The sequence below is a fragment of the Variovorax sp. Soil_C_33 genome (assembly GCF_057656935.1).
Genome location: NZ_JBDGJK010000046.1, coordinates 1 through 588, shown reverse-complemented (window position 1 = coordinate 588; position 588 = coordinate 1). Strand labels below are relative to the sequence as shown.

General features: G+C 65.8%; 1 protein-coding gene. It reads right to left on the bottom strand.

The window, feature by feature from the left end:
• On the bottom strand, nt 1-588 hold a 588-nt coding region (locus AC3A6B_RS29840), incomplete at both ends, for an EF-Tu C-terminal domain-related protein (RefSeq protein WP_487840243.1).

The following is a 588-nucleotide window of genomic DNA, read 5'->3' as shown; positions in this document are numbered from 1 at the left end:
GTCGAGGATCTTCGCCACCACGCCCGAACCCACGGTGCGGCCGCCTTCGCGGATCGCGAAGCGCAGGCCTTCTTCCATGGCGATCGGGTTGATCAGCTTCACGGTGATGCTGACGTTGTCGCCAGGCATGACCATTTCCTTGTCCTTGGGCAGCTCGATCGCGCCGGTCACGTCCGTCGTGCGGAAGTAGAACTGCGGACGGTAGTTGTTGAAGAACGGCGTGTGGCGCCCGCCCTCATCCTTGCTCAGAACGTACACCTCGGCGGTGAAGTGCGTGTGCGGCTTGATCGAGCCGGGCTTGCACAGCACCTGGCCGCGCTCGACTTCTTCGCGCTTGGTGCCGCGCAGCAGCACGCCCACGTTGTCGCCGGCCTGGCCCTGGTCGAGCAGCTTGCGGAACATTTCCACGCCGGTGCAGGTGGTCTTCACCGTCGGGCGGATGCCCACGATCTCGATTTCCTCGCCGACCTTGATGACGCCGCGCTCCACCGCGCCGGTCACCACCGTGCCGCGCCCGGAGATGGAGAACACGTCCTCCACGGGCATCAGGAAGGTGCCGTCCACCGCACGCTCGGGCGTGGGGATGTA